This window comes from Kocuria tytonis (assembly GCF_003226895.2).
GTDB lineage: Bacteria > Actinomycetota > Actinomycetes > Actinomycetales > Micrococcaceae > Kocuria > Kocuria tytonis.
Genome location: NZ_PNJG02000003.1, coordinates 127,146 through 143,774, shown reverse-complemented (window position 1 = coordinate 143,774; position 16,629 = coordinate 127,146). Strand labels below are relative to the sequence as shown.

At 70.1% G+C, this 16,629-nt stretch carries 13 protein-coding genes; 8 read left to right on the top strand and 5 right to left on the bottom strand.

Annotated features, from left to right (window positions below; translation table 11 throughout):
* Positions 1-3: 3 nt before the first annotated feature.
* Positions 4-1,011: a class II fructose-bisphosphatase gene (gene glpX / locus C1C97_RS09860; protein WP_121031598.1), complete on the bottom strand. Its 1,008-nt coding sequence runs from the start codon at positions 1,009-1,011 to the stop codon at positions 4-6.
* A gap of 137 nt (positions 1,012-1,148) precedes the next feature.
* Here glpX and C1C97_RS09855 point away from each other — a divergent pair, with 137 nt between their 5' ends.
* The 6 genes from C1C97_RS09855 to C1C97_RS09830 all read left to right on the top strand — a co-directional run bounded on the left by C1C97_RS09855 (position 1,149) and on the right by C1C97_RS09830 (position 8,951).
* Complete coding sequence (locus C1C97_RS09855) at positions 1,149-1,955, top strand: DUF4245 domain-containing protein (RefSeq protein ID WP_233542872.1); 807 nt, start codon at positions 1,149-1,151, stop codon at positions 1,953-1,955.
* Positions 1,956-2,174: 219 nt separating this feature from the next.
* Positions 2,175-2,825 carry a carbonic anhydrase gene (locus tag C1C97_RS09850; RefSeq protein ID WP_110920084.1) on the top strand — a complete coding sequence of 217 codons (651 nt, stop codon included), beginning with the start codon at positions 2,175-2,177 and terminating at the stop codon, positions 2,823-2,825.
* Positions 2,826-2,917: 92 nt separating this feature from the next.
* Positions 2,918-4,324 (top strand): class II fumarate hydratase, encoded by a 1,407-nt coding sequence (locus C1C97_RS09845; RefSeq protein ID WP_121031596.1) that lies wholly within the window; start codon positions 2,918-2,920, stop codon positions 4,322-4,324.
* A 246-nt stretch (positions 4,325-4,570) separates the two neighbouring features.
* Positions 4,571-6,313 carry a pyruvate dehydrogenase gene (locus tag C1C97_RS09840; RefSeq protein WP_121031594.1) on the top strand — a complete coding sequence of 581 codons (1,743 nt, stop codon included), beginning with the start codon at positions 4,571-4,573 and terminating at the stop codon, positions 6,311-6,313.
* A gap of 284 nt (positions 6,314-6,597) precedes the next feature.
* Positions 6,598-7,758 carry an ABC transporter ATP-binding protein gene (locus C1C97_RS09835; protein WP_121031592.1) on the top strand — a complete coding sequence of 387 codons (1,161 nt, stop codon included), beginning with the start codon at positions 6,598-6,600 and terminating at the stop codon, positions 7,756-7,758.
* 179 nt (positions 7,759-7,937) lie between these two features.
* The gene (locus tag C1C97_RS09830; RefSeq protein WP_121031690.1) at positions 7,938-8,951 is read left to right on the top strand and encodes an NAD(P)-dependent alcohol dehydrogenase; all 1,014 of its coding nucleotides are present in this window, start codon (positions 7,938-7,940) and stop codon (positions 8,949-8,951) included.
* A 16-nt stretch (positions 8,952-8,967) separates the two neighbouring features.
* On the opposite strand, the gene C1C97_RS09825 is transcribed toward C1C97_RS09830, so the two are convergent.
* The 3 genes from C1C97_RS09825 to C1C97_RS09815 are packed head-to-tail and all read right to left on the bottom strand — an operon-like array spanning position 8,968 to position 12,151.
* Complete coding sequence (locus tag C1C97_RS09825; protein ID WP_110920080.1) at positions 8,968-9,861, bottom strand: carbohydrate ABC transporter permease; 894 nt, start codon at positions 9,859-9,861, stop codon at positions 8,968-8,970.
* Positions 9,861-10,832 (bottom strand): carbohydrate ABC transporter permease, encoded by a 972-nt coding sequence (locus C1C97_RS09820; protein WP_110920090.1) that lies wholly within the window; start codon positions 10,830-10,832, stop codon positions 9,861-9,863. Before C1C97_RS09820 ends, C1C97_RS09825 begins: the two co-directional genes overlap by 1 nt.
* A 2-nt stretch (positions 10,833-10,834) precedes the next feature.
* Positions 10,835-12,151 carry an ABC transporter substrate-binding protein gene (locus C1C97_RS09815; RefSeq protein WP_233542871.1) on the bottom strand — a complete coding sequence of 439 codons (1,317 nt, stop codon included), beginning with the start codon at positions 12,149-12,151 and terminating at the stop codon, positions 10,835-10,837.
* A gap of 281 nt (positions 12,152-12,432) precedes the next feature.
* Here C1C97_RS09815 and C1C97_RS09810 point away from each other — a divergent pair, with 281 nt between their 5' ends.
* Complete coding sequence (locus tag C1C97_RS09810; protein WP_121031588.1) at positions 12,433-13,395, top strand: sugar-binding transcriptional regulator; 963 nt, start codon at positions 12,433-12,435, stop codon at positions 13,393-13,395.
* Positions 13,396-13,490: 95 nt separating this feature from the next.
* Positions 13,491-14,903, top strand: a complete 1,413-nt coding sequence (xylB, locus tag C1C97_RS09805) for a xylulokinase (RefSeq protein WP_121031586.1) — start codon at positions 13,491-13,493, stop codon at positions 14,901-14,903.
* Between the two features lie 79 nt (positions 14,904-14,982).
* On the opposite strand, the gene C1C97_RS09800 is transcribed toward xylB, so the two are convergent.
* Positions 14,983-16,515, bottom strand: a complete 1,533-nt coding sequence (locus tag C1C97_RS09800; protein ID WP_121031584.1) for a mannitol dehydrogenase family protein — start codon at positions 16,513-16,515, stop codon at positions 14,983-14,985.
* Positions 16,516-16,629 lie beyond the last annotated feature (114 nt).

Here is a 16,629-nt window from a genome sequence, read left to right as displayed (position 1 = left end):
GGGTCAGCCGTGCAGCCGCTCGTACTTCTCCCACTTCTTGGCCAGGTGCTCGGCCTCCACCATGCGCACCGTGCCGGAGCGCGAGCGCATCACGATGGACTGGGTGGTGATTGTGCGGCCGCGGTAGCGCACGCCGCGCAGCAGGTCGCCGTCCGTGATGCCGGTGGCGGCGAAGAAGCAGTTGTCGGAGGTGACCAGCTCGTCCGTGGTGAGGATGCGGTCCACGTCCAGACCGGCGTCCTCCGCCTTCTGGCGCTCGGCCTCGTCCGTGGGGGCCAGACGGCCCTGGATCACGCCGCCGGTGGCCTTGACGGCGCAGGCCGTGACGATGCCCTCCGGGGTGCCGCCGATGCCCATCATGATGTCCACCCCGGTGCCCTCGCGACACGCGGCGATGGCGCCGGCCACGTCCCCGTCGAGGATCATGCGGGTGCGGGCACCGGTGGCGCGGATCTCGTCCACGAGCTTCTGGTGCCGGGGGCGGTCCAGGACGCACACGGTGACCTGGTTGGGCTTCACGCCCTTGGCCTTGGCCACCAGGTGGATGTTCTGCTTCACGGGCAGGCGCAGGTCCACCATGTCCGCGGCCTCCGGGCCCACCACGAGCTTGTCCATGTAGAACACGGCGGAGGGGTCGAACATGGAGCCGCCGTCCGCCACCGCGATCACCGCGAGCGCGTTGTTCATGCCCAGCGCGGTCAGCCGGGTGCCGTCGATGGGGTCCACGGCCACGTCCGAGGCGGGGCCCGCGCCGCTGCCCACCTGCTCGCCGTTGAACAGCATGGGCGCCTCGTCCTTCTCGCCCTCGCCGATCACCACGGTGCCGTTGAAGTCCACGGTGGAGAGGAACGAGCGCATGGCGTCCACGGCCGCGCCGTCCGCACTGTTCTTGTCGCCGGCACCCACCCAGTGACCGCCCGCGATCGCGGCGGCCTCCGTGACGCGCACCAATTCCAATGCCAAGTTCCGGTCGGCCACATTTCCCGAACCCTGCTGGGTCGTCTCTGCCACGTTGTTCCTCACCTTCGAGTTTCGGCCGTGCCCCCGCCCCCGCTCGCAGGGACCCGGGAGCACCGCCACGGGTGTCCCCAGCATATCCCCGGCCCGTCCGGTTGGGCCGGTCCCCGGGAGCACGGCACAATGGGGGCGTGAGTTCTTCTGCCCCCGGACCCGGCACCGGTCCCGACGATTCCCGCTCCGCCCCCGGCGCGCGCTCCTCGGCGCACGACGCCGCGGTCCCCGCCGCGAGCGCCTCCGGCGGGCCGGGGGATCCCGTGCGCGGGTCCCGGGCGGCCACCGGGGCGGACGGCACCTCCGGTCAGGACGACCCCGCGCGGGACACCGTGGACGCGGACCCCGCGACCTCCGGGCCCGGGACGGACGCCGAGGGGCAGCCGGTCCCCCAGATCACCGAGAAGCAGGCCACGCGCCTGAACGCGCCCATCCGCGGCATGGTGATCTCCATGCTCGTGCTCATCCTGCTGCTGCTGCCCTTCCTGTGGCTGCAGCCCAAGCCGGACGCCCAGCCGTACCGGGCGAACGTCGACGTCAGCCAGGAAGCCCACTTCGCGAAGGACCAGGCCTCCTTCACCCCGGCCGATCCGAAGCCCGGGGACGGCTGGAGCGCCAACTACGCCCGCTGGAGCGAGAAGTCCCAGGACGGGGTCCCCCTGTGGAACGTCGGCTACCTCTCCCCCGACTACCACCTGGTGGACATGGTGCAGACCGCGCAGTCCAACCCCACGTGGCTCGCCCAGCGCACACAGCTGATCCCCGAGACGGGTGAGCGGACGGTGGACGGCGTCACTTGGAAGCTCCACCACCGCGACGCCTCGGGCAAGCAGGAGGAGTTCACCGCGTGGGTGGGCCAGCTCAAGGACTCCACCGTGGTGCTCAGCGGCAAGGCCCCGGACGGTGACTTCGAGCGGGTGGCCAAGGCGCTCTCCCGGTCCTGAACCGGCACCGGCGGGCTTCCCCCCGATTCTCCCGGGCAACCACCCCCAAGGGCCCACGCCACCGCTCCCGCACGCCACCGCATGTGCGACCCGTGGGGCCCCGTCCCGCCGTGGCACCCCCGCGGGACCGGCGGTTCTCCCGCGGGCTTACCCTGGATGCGGCACGGGGCCGGATCCGGCCCGTCGAACCCACCCGCCGAGCACACTTGGAGTTCCAGCGTGAGCACTCAGACCACCCCCGCGGACCACACGCCCCACACCCCGCTGGAGGCGTGGCGGGCCCTGCAGGACGGCAACGCCCGGTTCATCGCCGGCAACACCCTGCACCCGCACCAGGACGCGCAGCGGCGCAAGGACCTCGCGCTGTCCCAGAAGCCGTTCGCCGTGATCTTCGGGTGCTCGGACTCCCGCCTGGCCGCGGAGATCATCTTCGACCTCGGCCTGGGTGACACCTTCGTGATCCGCACCGCGGGCCAGGTGATCGACAACGCCGTGCTCGGCTCGCTCGAGTACGCGATCGAGGTGCTGGGCACTCCCCTGATCATGGTGCTCGGCCACGACTCGTGCGGTGCCGTGACCGCCACCAAGGACTCCGTGGAGTCGGGTGAGCTGCCCCGCGGGTTCCAGCGGGACCTCGTGGAGCGGATCACCCCCTCTGTCCTGGAGGCCAAGCGCGCCGGCGACGCCGACCTGCAGGACATGGTGGTGGAGCACACCAAGCAGACCGCGGCCCGCCTGCTCGACCACTCCGCGGCCATCTCGGACGCCGTGACCCGCGGCGACGCCGCCGTGATCGGCGTCTTCTACCACCTCGCGGACGGCAAGGCCGAACTGGTCTACAGCAACGACCCCCGGTTCCAGGACGCCTGACCCGCAGGACCACGACGCGGCGGGGGATGGAGACCAGCGGGCGTCGTCGTCACCGCGGGCGGAGGGGCCGGGGTGCGCCTAAACTGGGCGCCATGGCTGAAAACACCGAGTACCGCATCGAACACGACACCATGGGCGAGGTGCGCGTTCCCAGGAACGCCCTCTACCGCGCGCAGACGCAGCGCGCCGTGGAGAACTTCCCCATCTCCGGCACCACCCTGGAGCGCGAGCACATCAGGGCGCTCGCGCAGGTGAAGAAGGCCGCCGCGACCGCCAACGAGGAGCTGGGTGTGCTCGACGCCCAGCGCGCCCAAGCCATCCGCGACGCCGCGGACACCGTGGCCGCCGGTGACCACGACGCCGAGTTCCCGATCGACGTGTTCCAGACGGGTTCCGGAACGTCCTCGAACATGAACACCAACGAGGTGCTGGCCACGCTGGCCTCCCGCGCGCTCGAGTCCGCCGGGGTGGAGGTCCACCCGAACGACCACGTGAACGCCTCGCAGTCCTCCAACGACGTGTTCCCCACCTCGGTGCACGTGGCCGTGACGAACGCCCTGATCAACGACCTCAAGCCCGCCATGGACGTGCTCGCCACCTCTCTGGAGAAGAAGGCGGCGGAGTTCGGGAACATCGTGAAGTCCGGGCGCACCCACCTCATGGACGCCACTCCCGTGACCCTGGGCCAGGAGTTCGGCGGCTACGCGGCGCAGGTGCGCTACGGCATCGAACGCATCGACGCCTCCCTGCCGCGCGTGGCGGAGGTCCCGCTGGGCGGCACCGCCGTGGGCACCGGCATCAACACCCCGGACGGCTTCTCCGCACGCGTGATCGAGCTGCTCTCCGAGGAGACCGGGCTGCCGCTCACGGAGGCCCGCAACCACTTCGAGGCGCAGGCCAACCGGGACGGTCTGGTGGAGGCCTCCGGGCAGCTGCGCAACATCGCGTACTCGTACATGAAGATCATGAACGACATCCGCTGGATGGGGTCCGGGCCCAACACCGGTCTGGGCGAGCTGCACATCCCGGACCTGCAGCCGGGCTCCTCGATCATGCCGGGCAAGGTCAACCCCGTGATCTGCGAGGCCACCATCCAGGTGGCCGCCCAGGTGATCGGCAACGACACCACGGTGGCACTGTCCTCGACCAACGGCGCGTTCGAGCTGAATGTGGGCATCCCCGTGATGGCCGCGAACCTGCTCGAGTCCATCCGCCTGCTCGCGAACGCCTCCCGCGTGGCCGCGGAGAAGATGGTGGACGGGCTGCAGGCCAACGAGGAGCGCTGCACCTTCCTGGCCGAGGCCTCCCCCTCGATCGTGACCCCGCTGAACAAGGCCATCGGCTACGAGGCCGCCGCGAAGATCGCCAAGCACGCCGTGGCCAACAAGGTCACCGTGCGCGAGGCCACCGTGGAGCTCGGCTACGTGGACGGGGAGAAGCTCACGGAGGAGCAGCTCGACAAGGCCCTGGACGTCACCACCATGACGGGCAAGCACTGAGCACCGTGCGCTGAGCGCCGGGCCGCCCGGCGCGGACCAGCACGAAGGACCCGGTCTCCCCACGAGGGGCGGCCGGGTCCTTCGTCCGTGCCCGCCCCGGTGGTAAGGCGGGGCACAGCCGCGTGTTTCCTTGCCCACAAACCTTTTCTCCCGAAAGCACCCGCGGCTAGGGTGGAGGGTGAGAACAGTCGTCGTGCCCGCGCGGTGTCCAGGATCCGCAGCGGGCGCCTGATCCGAGGAGACAGCGTGAAGCTCGCAGAGCAGATCATCCAGCAGCTCGTCGACGCCGGGGTGGAGCGCATCTACGGCGTGGTGGGCGACAGCCTCAACCCCATCGTGGACGCCGTGCGCCGCACCGGCGGCTCCGCCAAGGGCGGGATCGACTGGGTCCACGTGCGCCACGAGGAGGCGGGCGCCTTCGCCGCGAGCGCCGAGGCCCAGCTGACCGGCAAGCTCGCGGTGTGCGCGGGTTCGTGCGGCCCCGGCAACCTGCACCTGATCAACGGGCTGTACGACGCCAACCGCTCGGGTGCCCCGGTGCTGGCGATCGCCTCGCACATCCCCTCCCAGTACATCGGCTCCGGCTACTTCCAGGAGACCCACCCGGACCGGCTGTTCACCGAGTGCTCGGTGTACTCCGAGCTGGTGAGCACCCCGCAGCAGTCTCCCGGCGTCGTGAGCTCGGCGATCCAGTTCGCCGTCACGAGCCCGGGCGTCTCCGTGGTGACGCTGCCCGGTGACCTCGCGGACTCGGAGGCCGTCGCCGAGGCCCGCCCGTACGCCGTTCCGGACGCGAGCGCCGTCGTCCCCTCCGACGAGACCATTGCGCGCGTGGCCGAGGTGCTGAACTCGGCCGAGAAGGTGGCCCTGTTCGCGGGCATCGGTGTGGACGGTGCGCACGACGAGGTCGTCGCCCTGGCGGACACCCTCAAGGCGCCCGTGGGCCACTCGCTGCGCGGCAAGGACCGAATCCAGTACGACAACCCGTTCGACGTGGGCATGACCGGGCTGCTGGGCTACGGTGCCGCGGCGGAGGGACTGCACGGCGCGGACGTGATGGTCATGCTGGGCACCGACTTCCCCTACGACCAGTTCCTCCCGGACGTCACCACCATCCAGGTGGACACCGATCCCACCGTGATCGGGCGCCGCACCGGCGTGGACATCCCGGTGCACGGTGACGTGCGGTCCACGATCCTCAAGCTGCTGCCGGAGCTCACGGTCAAGACGGACCGCTCGTTCCTGGACAAGACGCTGGCCAAGCACGACAAGCTCATGAACAAGGCCGTGGGGGCGTACACCCGCAAGGTCGAGAAGATGACGCCGATCCACCCGGAGTACGCGGCGTCGATCCTGGACCGGGTGGCCGCGAGGGACGCCGTGTTCACCGCGGACACGGGCATGTGCAACGTGTGGACCGCGCGCTACATCAACCCGCTGGGCACCCGCCGGATCATGGGCTCCTACCTGCACGGCTCCATGGCCAACGCCCTGCCCCAGGCCATCGGCGCGCAGCTGGCCGAGCCGGGCCGCCAGGTGATCTCGGTCTCCGGCGACGGCGGGCTGTCCATGCTCATGGGCGAGTTGCTGACCCTGGCCGCCTACAACCTGCCCGTGACCGTGGTGGTCTTCAACAACTCCACCCTCGGCATGGTCAAGCTCGAAATGCTCGTGGACGGGCTGCCGGACTTCGGCGTGGACGTGCCCCAGGCGGACTACGCGGCGATCGCCCGCGCCGTGGGCATCCAGGGCATCCGGGTGGAGAAGCCCAAGGACCTGGAGTCCGCGTTCACGTCCGCGCTGGCACACCAGGGCCCCTCGCTCGTGGAGGTCTTGACGGACCCGAACGCCCTGTCCATCCCCCCGGAGATCAAGAGGGACCAGGTCTTCGGCTTCGCCACGGCCATGTCCCGGATCGTGCTCAACCGCGGTGCCGGCGAGGCCGTCTCGATGGCACGCTCCAACCTGCGCAACATCCCGCGCGGCTGAGCGCGCGGCCGGCCGGGGATCCTGTCGGGCACGGACGGACGCCGCCGCCGCGGGGCCACCGGGCGCCGTCGCCCCTGCCCGTGCGGGTCCCGGGTCCGGTGCTTGACGTCCGGCGGCCCGGTGGGAGACCACCGGGCCGATGTCGCATTCCCGCAGGGATGCCGTCCGGGGTGGTTCAAGTCACAGACAGTCGATATGCTCACATCTGAGAGCTGAGCCTCTCACGTTTGTGCCTTCTCTCCTACGGATCGTCCGGCACGTGCCTGCCGGGAAAGAGGACCGCCATGTCGAGCGTGCAGTACGACCACGTGACCTGTCGTTATCCGGGCGCCGAGCGCGCGTCCGTCTCGGACCTGGACCTGGACATCGCCGACGGCGAGTTCCTGGTCCTGGTGGGGCCGTCCGGGTGCGGCAAGTCCACCACCCTGCGGATGCTGGCGGGCCTCGAGGAGGTCAGCGAGGGCGCCATCCGGATCGGCGGGGAGGACGTGACGCACACCGCGTCCCGGGACCGGGACATCGCCATGGTCTTCCAGAACTACGCGCTCTACCCGCACATGAGCGTGCGGGAGAACATGGGCTTCGCCCTGAAGATCGCGAAGGTGGCGGAGGCGGAGCGCAACGAGCGCATCGAGGAGGCCGCCAGGATCCTGGACCTCACCGAGTACCTGGACCGCAAGCCCAAGGCCCTGTCCGGCGGTCAGCGCCAGCGTGTGGCCATGGGACGCGCCATCGTGCGCTCCCCGCAGGTGTTCCTCATGGACGAGCCCCTGTCCAACCTGGACGCGAAGCTGCGCGTGCAGACCCGCACGCAGATCGCCTCGCTCACCCGCCGGCTCGGGGTCACCACCGTGTACGTGACCCACGACCAGACCGAGGCCATGACCATGGGCGACCGTGTGGCCGTGCTCAAGGACGGGCGGCTCATGCAGGTGGACACCCCACGCGAGCTGTACGACCGCCCGGCCAACGAGTTCGTGGCCGGATTCATCGGCTCCCCCGCCATGAACCTCTTCCGCACCACCGTGTCCCCCGAGGACACCGTGGAGCTGGGGACGCTCTCGTGGCGGTTGAGCGCTGCGGCCCGTGAGGCCCTCACCGGACCCGAGGTCACCGTGGGCGTGCGCCCCGAGGATCTCGTGGCCTCCCGGGACGGCGAGGGTCTCGCGGTGGTGGCCGACGTGGTGGAGGAGCTCGGTGCGGACGCCTACGTCTACGGGCACCTCGACCACCACACGGAGCAGCACGTGACCCCCGTGGCCGCCACGCACGGCGAGAGTGAGGACGAGGCACCTGGCGCAGGTCTCGGTGACACCGCCGACCCCCTGGTGATCAGGGTGGACGGGCGCAACCCACCCCGCGCCGAGTCCACCGTGTGGGTGGCTCCCACACCCGAGCGCGCCCACCTGTTCGACGCCGCCACCGGGCTGCGGCTGCCGGACTGAGTCCTGCGCCCGCCGGGACCGCAGGCCCCACAACCGCGAGCGCCGCGTGATGAGATCACTCTCACGCGGCGTTCGTTCGTCTCCCGCACCGCCCGCGAGCGCGCGGGCCGCTGCACCGCCACGCGCCACACCGAGGAGGACACCCCGTGACCCACCCAGAAGCCACCGTCCCGGCGACCATGCGCGCCAGTGTGCTGAAAGCCCCGGGCGAGATCCGTGTGGAGCACCGCCCCGTTCCGCGTCCCGGTCCGCACGACGTGCTCGTGCGGATCGCCGCCGTGGGCGTGTGTGGTTCGGACACGCACTACTACGAGCACGGACGCATCGGCGACCACGTGGTGGAGCAGCCCCTGGTTCTCGGCCACGAACCCTCGGGCGTCGTGGTGGCCGTGGGACCGGAGGTCTCCGACCGGCATCCCGGCCAGCGGGTGTCCCTGGAACCCGGGGTGCCCACGGCTTTCTCCGCCCAGACACTGAGCGGCAGCTACAACCTGGACCCGGACGTTCGGTTCTTCGCGACCCCTCCGGTGGACGGCGTGTTCAGTGAGTACGCGGTGCACCCGGCAGCGTTTGCGCACCCCGTCCCGGACTCCCTCTCCGACGACGCCGCCGCACTGCTGGAGCCCCTGTCCGTGGCCGTGAGCGCGGTGCGGGCAGCCGCAGTGACACTCGGGGACAGGATCCTGGTCACCGGGGCTGGACCTGTGGGACTGCTCATCGCCCGGTGCGCGCGGCTCGCCGGGGCGGTGGACGTGGTCGTCTCCGACACCCGTGCGGACCGGCTCGCGAAGGCCCGCTGCTACGGCGCCACGGACACTTTCACCGTGGCCGACGCCCCGGACGTGACCGGTCCGTTCCCGGGTTCGGGGTACACCGCGATGCTGGACGCGAGCGGGGCCGAGGCCGCCGTCCTCTCTGGCATGCAGCGCCTGGCGCCGAGGGCCCGAGTGGTGCTCGTGGGCATGGGCTCGGACACGTTGCGCGTCCCGGTGCCGCTGCTGCAGGAGCGGGAACTCCTTCTGACGGGCATCTTCCGCTATGCCAACACCTGGCCGACGGCCGTGTCCCTGGCGGCCTCGGGCGCCGTGGACCTGGACTTTCTCGTCACGTCCCACCACACACTGGACGAGGTCCCCGCGGCCCTGACCGCGGGGGCCTCAGAGGGAGCCCTCAAGGCCATCGTCACGCCCTGAGCCCTGGGACGCCCGGCTACTTGATGGCACCCATGGACAGACCGCGCACAAGTTGCTTCTGCGCGATCCATCCGGCGAGCACCACGGGCAGGGAGGCCAGGACACTCGCCGCGGACAACCGTGCCAGGTACAGGCCCTCGCTCGTCATGGTGGAGACGAGCATGAGAGGCACCGTGGCGGCGTCGGCGGCCGTGAGGTTCAGGGCGAAGAAGAATTCGTTCCACGCGAAGATCACGCAGATCAGGGCCGTGGATGCGATGCCCGGGGCCACCATGGGAATCAGGATCGAGCGCATCGTGGTCAGCAGCGACGCCCCGTCGATCTGTGCGGCCTCGAGGACCTCGCGCGGGACCTCCTGGAAGAACGACCGCATCATCCAGACCGCCAGGGGGAGGTTCATGGCCGTGTACAGGAACACGAGGGTCCACACGTTGTCCAGCACCTTCAACCGGCCCGCCACCACGTAGATGGGCATGATCACGGCGACTACGGGGAGCATCTTCGTGGAGATGAAGAAGAACAGGACGTCCTTGGTCTTCGCCACGGGCCGGATGCTCACGGCGTAGGCGGCGGGGACGGCGAGCAGGATCACCAGAACGGTGGAGACCACCGTGGCCACCAGGGAGTTCCAGAAGTATCCACCCGCGCCGGCCTCGAACACCGCCCTGTACTGGTCCAGCGTGGGGCGGAAGAAGAAGGTGGGCGGGTTGGAGGCGGCGTCGGACTCCTGCTTGAACGAGGTCAGGACGAGCCACAGGACAGGCATGAAGAACCCGATCGCGAGCAGCCAGGTGAACAGGGTGAGAGCCGCGGAGCCGAGCCCGGATCCCCCCTCGCGGACGCGCCTGGACCTGCCCCGACCGCGCGTCGGCGAGGTGGGTCCTGCGGTGGTGGTTGCCGTGGTGCTCATCAGTTCTGCTCCGTGCTCATGAAGCCCTTGAAGATCAGACGCAGGGCGAAGTTGGCAATGACGATGGTGGCCACGACCACCACCACACCCATGGCGGCGGCTTGGCCGATGTCGAAGCCCAAGAACGCGCGCTGGTAGATGTAGTAGGGAAGATTGGCGCTGCTGGTACCGGGGCCGCCCGCGGTCATGAGATAGATCTGGTCGAACGTGTTGACCACGTAGATCGCCCCCAGCAGGACGGACAGCTCCAGGTAGCGCCGCAGGTGCGGCAGCGTGATGTGCAGGAACGTCTGCAACCGCGAAGCACCGTCCATCTGTGCCGCCTCGAGCACGTCCTTGGGCTGGGACTGCAACCCGGCCAGGATCAGCAGCATCATGAAGGGCGTCCACTGCCAGACCAGCGCGATCAGGATGGAGAGCACCGGGTACGAGGACGTCCAGTCCAGGGGTTCGATGCCCACGAGGCCGAGCACCCAGTTCACGAGTCCGAACGTGGGATTGAACATGGACACGCCCCACAGTGTGGCAGAGGCCACCGGCATGATGAGGAACGGGGTGATGAGCAGGGTGCGCACGATCCCCTGGCCCCTGAACGTGCGGTCCAGCAGGAGTGCGAAGAGAGTCCCCAGCACCATGGCCGCGACCACGCAACCGAGGGTGTAGAGCACGGAGTTCAAGGCCACCTGTCGGAACGTGCTGTCCGTGAAGATGGCCGCGTAGTTCGACAGTCCCACGAAGACGTCGGACGCCGGGTTCAGGAGGTTCCACGAACGCAGGGAGTACCAGATGGTGATGAGGAACGGGATCTGGGTCGCGATGACCGTGAAGACCAGTGCTGGCAGCAGCGGCAGCCGCCGGGACCAGGCGTCCCGCCGCTGGGCGTCGCTCCTCGCACCGCGGCTCACGGCGGGGTTGGCGTCACGACGTCGTCCGGCGGGACGCTGACGGGCGGGGGTCGAGGATGCAGGCATGGTCACTGCCCTTCTCGCTGGTAGGTACGCGCGACCTGCTGGGCGTAGTCCTGGGACTGCTCCAGGGCCTCGTCCACGGACTTGGTCCCGGCGATGGCGGAGGAGACCTGCTGGCCCACACGGGTCCCGAGGTCCTGGAACTCCGGGATGGAGACGAACTGCAACCCCTCGTACGGCACCGGGTGGGTCATGGACGTCTTCTGGGAAGCCCCGTCCATGGCGTGGAGCGTGGGCTGGGCGTAGGCCTTGGAGATTCTGCGGTACTCGGGGATCTGATAGGTGGAGTACCGCGATCCCGGTGGCACCCGCTCCCAGCCGAAGCGCTCACCCACGTTCCGGATGTACTCCTTGTCCGTCATCCAGGAGACGAAGTCCCACGCGGCATCCTTGTGCTCGGAGGTGGTGGGGATCGCGAGCGACCAGCTGTAGAGCCACCCCGCGGCGTCGGTGTTCATCACAGGGGCCGGAGCGTAGCCGCTCTTGCCCGCCACCGGCGAGGACGCGGGATCCTCTATTGCCGAGACCATGGCCGTGGCGTCGTACCACATGGCGGAGTTGCCCTGGCTGTAACGGGTGATGCAGTCCCCGTACCCGGACGTGGCCGCGCCCGGCTGGCCGTGGTCGCGCACCAGGTCCACGTACTCGGTGACCGCCGCCCTGGTCTCGGGCGCGGTCAGAGTGGGGTTCCACCGCCCGTCGAACCAGCCGCCGCCGTACGTGTTCATGACGGTACTCAGCGGAGCCATGACCTCGCCCCACCCGGCCAGGCCGCGCAGACAGATGCCGGACACGCCGTGGTCCGGGTCGTCCAGTTTCTCGGCCATTTCCGCCACCTGGGGCCATGTGGGATGCTCGGGCATCCGCACCCCGGCCTTCTCGAACAGTTCCTTGTTGTAGACCAGGAACGAGGACTCTCCGTAGAACGGAACGGAATACATGTCCCCGTCCTTGCTCAGGGAAGCCCGGATGGAACCGATGAAGTCCTGGTCGTCGTAACCGTCGGTGCGCTCGATGTACGGCTGCAGGTCCTCGATCCAGCCGTTCTCGGCCCAGATGGGGGTTTCATAGTTGGAGATCATCACCACGTCGAACTCGCCGCCCCCGGTGGCCACGGATGCCGTGATCTTGGCGCGCGCCTCGTTCTCCGGCAGGGACACGAATTTGACGTCCACGTCCGGGTGGGCCCGGGTGAAATCGTCCTGCATCTTCATGGCGTCCTGCATCTGCGGGTTCGACACGATGGCCACCACGATCTGGTCCTTGGCGTCGTCCGCCGCAGCGGTGCACCCCGTGAGGGTGAACCCCGTGAGGACCGCCACGCCCGCGGCGCTCCACCACCCGCGGGGGCGGGTGCACCCGAACGCGCTGGATCGCGGGCGATCAGGTTCTCGGGGCGGACCCGTGAAACGTCGTCTCATGGTGTTCCTTCTCGTCGTGGCACGCTGTGCGCCGGGGTCCCGAATCATCGGTCGACCTGTGCACCCACTCGTGGCTCTCAAATGAGAAAACAGCTTTCCTCAGGTGTGAAGTGATGCTAGTCATATAAGATCGATCGGGCAATACGTCCCTCCTCGATTGCTCCCCCCGGATGTGGTGACACATGACGACCAGCTCTCCCTGGCCCCCGACCGACCCAGAACAGCGCCACCGGCTGCTGGCCGATCTGGCCCGCGCCCACTTCGTGGAGGGGGTCTCCAAGGTGGCCCTGGGGAAGAAGAGCAACCTGTCGCGTTTCCAGGTGGCCGCTCTGCTGCAGGAAGCCCAGGACACGGGCATGGTGCGCATCGAGATCGCGCTGCCCCCCGAGGACTCGGATGCCACCCTCGCTCGAGCCGTCGGTGTGCAACGGCTCGTCACCGTGGGAACGAGCCAGTGGAACGCGGAGCGCGATGCGCTGGCCCGGGCAGTCGCCCGCGACATCATGCAGGTGCTGCGGAACGAGGACGTCCTGGGCATCTCCTGGTCCCGCACCCTGCAGCTCGCGGTGCAGCACCTGCCGGCGCTGCCCCACAACGACGTCATCCAGCTCGCCGGCGCCCTGAGCACCGAGGAGGACGGCGAGCGGGAAGCACCCCGGCTGCTGGCGAACCTGCACAGTCGCACCGCCTGGCCACTGTGGGCGCCACTGGTGGTGGAGCAAGCCGAATCGCTGAAGAAGTCGGTGGAGATCGAGGTCACCCTCCGGCGGGCCAGCTCCCTGGACGTCGCCGTCCTGGCCGTGGGCCGCTGGGCACCCGACTCCTCCACCGTGTGGTCCCGGGTGAGTGAGGACGCCGCACGGGCGGCGCAGCGGGCGGGGGCGGTGGCCGAGATCTCGGGGCACCTGCTCGACGCACACGGCCGCGAGCTGGACACCCCCGTGGCGGGGATGATCGTGGCGGCCGGGGTCGAGCAGCTCCGGGCCGCACGCCGCAAGATCGCCGTGGCCTCGGGCGCCGACCGCGCCCCCGCCGTGCTGGCCGCGGTCCGCGGCGGCCTGGTGGACCACCTCGTGTGCGATGCCGAGCTGCGCGACGAGCTTCGGGTCCTGCTCGACCAACCGGCGCCGCCCGGCACACCCTGACCTCGCCCCGCGTGAGGACCACCCACGCGTCGTGGGCCACCGCCGCACCGGGCTCCTCCCGGGCGGCACCACCCGCTCTTTCCCGAAAGGTCACCATGAACACGGTCGTCGGCATCGACTCCTCCACCCAGTCCTGCAAGGTGGTGGTCGTGGACGCGGGTTCCGGTGAGACGGTGGCCCGGGCCAGCGCCCCCCACCCGGACGGCACGAGCGTGGCCCCCCGAGCCTGGCTGGCCGCCCTGCGCACCGCGTGGCGCGAGGCCGGCGTGGCGCAGCGCCGGGACGTGATCGGCGTTGCGGTGGGCGGTCAGCAGCACGGCATGGTGGCCGTGGACCACCGCGGCGAGCCGGTGTTCGACGCCCTGCTGTGGAACGACGTCCGCAGCGAGCCCCAGGCCACGCGCATGGTCCGGGACCACGGCACCCGGTGGTGGATGGAGCGGGTGGGCATGGCGCCCATCCCGTCCATGACGCTGTCCAAGCTCGCGTGGCTGCGGGAGAACGAGCCCGCGGCCGCCGAGCGCGTCGCCCGGGTCATGCTCCCCCACGACTGGCTCACCCTGCAGCTGTGCGGGGAGTTCGTCACGGACCGCTCGGACGCCTCCGGCACGGGGTACTTCGACGCCGCCGGCACCGGCTATCGACCCGAGCTGCTCCGCGAGTACTTCGGTTCCGTCCCCGAACTGCCCCGTGTGCTCCCTCCCGGTGGGGTGGCAGGGACGCTGCGTCCGGAATGGGGCGGCGGTGAGGGCGTCGTCGTGGGCCCGGGAGCCGGAGACAACGCCGCCGCCGCACTCGGGCTGGGACTCGGCGAGGGCGAGGTGGTGGTGTCCGTGGGAACCTCCGGAACCGTGTTCGGGTGCAGTCCGGAGCCGCCCCGCGACCCCACGGGCGTGACCGCCGGTTTCGCGGACGCCACCGGGCGCTTCCTGCCGCTGCTGTGCACCATCAACGCGGCCCGCGTCATGACGTCCACGGCGCAGCTGCTGGGTGCGGACCTGGACGAGTTCACCCGCCTTGCCACGGCCGGGGACGCCGACGCCGGGGGCCTCACGCTGCTGCCGTACTTCGACGGCGAGCGCACCCCCAACCTCCCCCGCGCCACGGGGCGGCTGGAGGGTATGACACGGGCTGCTCTGACGCGCGAGAACCTCGCGCGCGCGGCGGTGTTGTCCGTGGCGAACTCCCTGGCTGACTGCCTGGACATCCTGCGCGGGGTGGACGTGGAAGTGCACCGGGTGCTGCTGATCGGCGGCGGCGCGAGGTCCGAGGCCCTGTGCGGCGTTCTCCCGGACACCCTCGGCATGCCCGTGAGCGTCCCCCGGTCGGACGAGTACGTGGCGCTCGGCGCGGCCCGGCAGGCCGCGTGGGTGGCCACGGGCACGTTCCCCGAGTGGCCCCGCGCGGTGAGCAAGCAGCTGCAGCCGTCCTCGGACGACGCCGCCGCCCGCGCCTTCCGCGCGCGCTACGGTACCGCGCGCGCCCGCCTGGAGTCCGACCTGAGCTGAGATCCGCGGCTCCACGTGCACGCGCCGCCCCACCCGTGACGGGTGGGGCCGCGCGTGTGCGTGCCGGGGCGCCGGACTCCTACTGCGCGAAGCGCGCCACGGCGTCCTCGATGGTCACCCGTGCTCCGCGCTCGCGGAAGCTGCGCAGGGCGGCCGCGTAGGGGCGGGTGAACCCCTCGTGCTGCGCGAGGTCGCCGAAGAGGTCCTCGTCCCGGATGAAGGCGAGCTCGTCCTCGTCCTGCTGGGCTGCCGCGGCCATGACGCGCTCCCTGCGCTGGTCCACCACGGTGATCGGGGCGCCCTTCTCGTCCACGCCCTGCGCGTACCGGGCCCACGAGGCCACGATGGTGGCACTGAGCTCCACGGGTCGGCCTTGCGCCAGATTCTCCCGGATCACGGGCACGAGCCACGTGGGGATCCGGTCCGAGGACTCGGCGCACAGCCGAGCCAGGGTGTCCCGCACGTGCGGGTTGGCGAAGCGCTCGATCAGCTGGTGCTTGTAGGCGTCCAGGTCCACGCCCTCCACGGCGCGCAGGGTGTGCGTGGCCTCGCGGTTCATGTACCCCAGCAGGTAGGCCACGAACGCGGGGTCCTGGCACACCTCGTGCGCGTACTCGTAGCCGGCCAGGAACCCGGGATAGCACAGCGCCTGGTGGCTCGCGTTGAGCAGCCGCAGCTTCATGAGCTCGTAGGGCGCCACGTCCGGCACCACCTGGACCCCCACCTCCTCGACAGCGGGGCGCCCGTCCGCGAAGGCGTCCTCGAGGGCCCACTGCGCGAACGGTTCGGCCACCACGGGCCACCGGTCGACCACCCCGAACCGCTCCGTGACGAGCTGCCGGTCCGCGTCCGTGGTCACGGGGGTGATGCGGTCCACCATGGAGTTGGGGAACGGCACGTTGGCCTCGATCCACTCGGCGAGCTCGGGATCGCGCAGCCGGGCGTAGGCGGTGAACTGCTGGTGGGCCATGTGGCCGTTGCCCTGGATGTTGTCGCAGGACATCACCGTGAACGGCGGGGTTCCCGCCTCCCTGCGGCGCGCCAGGGCCTCGACCACCATGCCGAACACGGTGCCGGGCGGCTCGGCCTCCCGGCCCTCGGCGGCGGCACGGGCCTGCTCCAGATCACGGGCCACCGCGGGGTTCGTGTGGTCGAACAGTCCCGTGGACTTGCTGAAGTTGTACCCGCCCTCGGTGATGGTCAGGGACACGATCCGGGTGGCGGGATCGGTGAGCCGCGCCATGGCCTGCTCGGGCTGCTCCGGGGCGAAGACGTAATCCACGACGGAGCCAACGACCCGCGGTTCCAGGGTCCCGTCCGGGTGTTTGAGCACCAGGGTGTAGAGGTGGTCCTGCTCCGCCATGACCTGCTTCATGGCGGCGTCGCCGGGCAGCACCCCCATGCCGCAGATGCCCCAGTCCAGGTTCTTGCCCCGGTTCATCAGCCGGTCCAGGTACATGGCCTGGTGGGCCCGGTGGAAGCCTCCCACCCCGAAGTGGACGATGCCCACGGACACCGCGGACCGGTCGTACTCGGGGACCGGGATGTCCAAATCCTGCAGCGCGGCCCGCGTCAGCCTCACTGCCCCTGTGGCGGATGTGTCCTGCTGCATGGCTGCTCCCGTCAGAGAATCCTCGGGTGAATTCTGTGATTCATCCCACGGTCAAAATATCAGATGAGAAAATGCCCACCTCAATCGAGCAATCTCGTGCGAGGGGGTTCCCAC

Excerpts from the sequence above, each read along its gene's own strand:
- C1C97_RS09845 (WP_121031596.1), top strand. The coding sequence starts at position 2,918 with ATGGCTGAAAACACCGAGTACCGCATCGAACACGACACCATGGGCGAG.
- C1C97_RS09820 (WP_110920090.1), bottom strand. The coding sequence starts at position 10,832 with ATGCCTGCATCCTCGACCCCCGCCCGTCAGCGTCCCGCCGGACGACGT.
- C1C97_RS09810 (WP_121031588.1), top strand. The coding sequence starts at position 12,433 with ATGACGACCAGCTCTCCCTGGCCCCCGACCGACCCAGAACAGCGCCAC.
- C1C97_RS09800 (WP_121031584.1), bottom strand. The coding sequence starts at position 16,515 with ATGCAGCAGGACACATCCGCCACAGGGGCAGTGAGGCTGACGCGGGCC.
- C1C97_RS09825 (WP_110920080.1), bottom strand. The coding sequence starts at position 9,861 with ATGAGCACCACGGCAACCACCACCGCAGGACCCACCTCGCCGACGCGC.
- xylB (WP_121031586.1), top strand. The coding sequence starts at position 13,491 with ATGAACACGGTCGTCGGCATCGACTCCTCCACCCAGTCCTGCAAGGTG.
- C1C97_RS09835 (WP_121031592.1), top strand. The coding sequence starts at position 6,598 with ATGTCGAGCGTGCAGTACGACCACGTGACCTGTCGTTATCCGGGCGCC.
- C1C97_RS09830 (WP_121031690.1), top strand. The coding sequence starts at position 7,938 with ATGCGCGCCAGTGTGCTGAAAGCCCCGGGCGAGATCCGTGTGGAGCAC.